Below are 2,554 nucleotides of genomic sequence, written 5' to 3' on the forward strand. Positions count from 1 at the left end.
GTGCGTATATCGGTCTTGGCAGTACGTATCGTTGTATAGGGGAATATGATAAAGCGATTACTGTATTAGAAGCAGGGATAAAGAAGTTCCCGGAAAATGACGTGATGAAAGTATTTTTATCATTAGCAAAATATAACGTAAACGATCATGAATCCGCGATGAAATTACTACTTGAAATGGTCGTAAAAGTAGAGGAAGTAAAAGAATTTGAACGTGCCATTTCATTTTATAAAGATCATTTAAATGAGGTTTTTGAATAGAGGAGAAAAGGAATGAATCCATCAATTTCACGAAGGCGAAAAGGCATTTGGATTGGGCTCATATCTTTAATTATGTTATCAAACTATTTATTGTATGCCCTTCCAATAGTACCAGCTGCCCCGAGAGAAGTAGTCCTCGGTTCATTATTAGATTTTATGTTTGTAATTCCGGTTATCACATATTTCTTTATTATACGGAAAAGATATTCGTTAACGTATATGTTTCCTGTAGTTATAGCTGGATACGTATTCGCAAGATTTATAATTCCTAGTGATTATTTACAAGCTTTTTCATTTGTTTCGTATGTAATAGTTGCTGGAGAAATTGCGTTTGTATGTTTTGAACTGTTTCTTATGTATAAAATTATAAGAGTACTTCCTAAAATAATAAAACGATATAAAGAATATCGAAGTGAGTATTCTTCATTTTCTTATGCGATTGATGCAGCATTTGATGTTAGTATGAAGAGAAGTAAGACGGTAAATATCATTCTAACAGAGTGTAAATTACTCTATTATGCTTTTTTATCGTGGCGTGAAAAAGTACTAGAAAATGAATTCACATATTCATATCATAAGAAGACCGGTGCAATAGGTGTTTATATCATGATTATTCATGCAACATTAATTGAAAGTATCGGTTTTCATTATTTACTTCATCAATGGAATCCAGTTATAGCTTGGATTTTACTCATTTTGAACATATATGCGATGTTTTATTTTTTAGCTGAAATCCAAGCGATGCGTAAAAATCCAATTATCGTGGCGGAAGAAAAAGTGATCATTCAAATTGGATTAGGAAAGAAAATCGTTATACCATATACACAAATTGATAACATTGCGTTTTATAAAGGTGAACCTTTAACGAAAGAAGAAGAGAAAGAGGTTCTTGACGCAACTGTTATGGAATTTATAAAAGAACCTGCAACTTTTGAAATAACGTTAAAAGAGCCAATTAAAGCACAGTTGTTATATGGATTTTCTAAAACAGTAAGTCGTATTCACTTAAATGTAGACGATGAACGGAAATTTTATGATACGGTTATGGAGAAGTTGAAATAGGAGTGGAAAATAAAAAAACTCGCAGCTTAATAGCTTGCGGGTTTTCGTCGTAAACAATTAAAAAATATGATAAAATTAAGAGGTAACTTATGGTACGGTTGGTTGTTCAATTATCACTTCTCCGAGTAGGAGGGGGGTGATAATAAGTGAGTGAAATTGCGTTGTTACTGCAAGGTGGACTGTTTCTCATTGCATTGTTAACGTTTATTGTCGTCTTAATTGACAAGCTCAAAAAATAACAACCCACCTATGCCTATAGAATGTGGGTTGTTGTGTTTGTACGAAACAAATAGGATAAATGAACAATCCAATCTGCTAAGTTACGTAGACTAGTGTGTAGCCGCACACTAGTCTTTTTTATTTATATACAGTTTTTAATTGTTTTATGTGATTGTATTGTTCTTTTCATACTCATTATAACACAGTGTCTTTTCATGAAGAAAGGAGACCGTATGTTCTTATGTGGATTAAATAGAACGTGTAGTTTCTTTAAATAGCCCATCCATATACTGTTTTAAACTTTCCACAAAAAATCCTTTTTTGTCTACATTATTTACGCCGACAATTGGTGATGGAAGATTGTATCTTTTTTCTGATAAATGAACAACAACATCAAAAATATCAAATAGGCGAATGAAGCAGAACAGACCGTCTTTATCACTAAGTAAAATAAAGTAATGGTTTTCGCTCGTTGTATTTAATGTATTCCATAAAGAGCTTTTGCTTAAGTCACGAACGATACTCTTTTCCTTTAATTCCATGAAATCGGCATTTAATAGAATGGTAGAAATATCAATCGCATCTGGATCGTCAAAGTAGCCATCAATTGTTTGTACAGCAAAAGTATAGGCCATTTTTAATACACTCATCTTATATTTACGGTTATCTAAAAGCAATTCACGTTGAATAGAACTAGCTACTTTTGTTACGCGCTCTTCTTTCCAAATTTCATTATGTAATGAAATATCGTGCTTTTTACATAGTTTCATAATTAATGCATTAGAATAAAGTATCTCATCACTTACTTCGACTACATCTGTCTCAGCGGCTGCTAGCTCCTCACCATGTTCATTCGTATAGAGAGGGGAGTCGATTTGTTTTTTCATTTGCTCAATCTTATATTGACTTAATTTATGTCTAATTAAAGGACGGTCAATATTTGTTGTCATATGTTCATGACAGGAATCACAAATTGAGTTTGTGAAATAATATCCACATAATATCTCTGGAAT

At 32.4% G+C, this 2,554-nt stretch carries 4 protein-coding genes; 3 read left to right on the forward strand and 1 reads right to left on the reverse strand.

Features of this window, described 5'->3' with window-relative positions; all coding sequences use genetic code 11:
• From AC1DTM_RS22465 to AC1DTM_RS22475, 3 genes are all read left to right on the forward strand, one after another.
• A partial coding sequence (locus AC1DTM_RS22465; protein ID WP_477000917.1) for a tetratricopeptide repeat protein occupies window positions 1–260 on the forward strand: 260 nt, incomplete at its 5' end.
• Between the two features lie 12 nt (window positions 261–272).
• A complete protein-coding gene (locus AC1DTM_RS22470; RefSeq protein WP_477000918.1) occupies window positions 273–1,322 on the forward strand; it encodes a hypothetical protein in 1,050 nt (349 codons plus the stop codon).
• A 146-nt stretch (window positions 1,323–1,468) separates the two neighbouring features.
• Window positions 1,469–1,561, forward strand: coding sequence for a putative holin-like toxin (locus AC1DTM_RS22475; RefSeq protein ID WP_001289318.1), 93 nt, complete (start codon window positions 1,469–1,471; stop codon window positions 1,559–1,561).
• A 228-nt stretch (window positions 1,562–1,789) separates the two neighbouring features.
• Here the strand turns inward: AC1DTM_RS22475 and AC1DTM_RS22480 are convergent.
• Window positions 1,790–2,554: HNH endonuclease (locus AC1DTM_RS22480; RefSeq protein WP_477000919.1), on the reverse strand; the 765-nt coding region annotated here is incomplete at its 5' end.

This window comes from Bacillus sp. P4_D3, assembly GCF_056401855.1.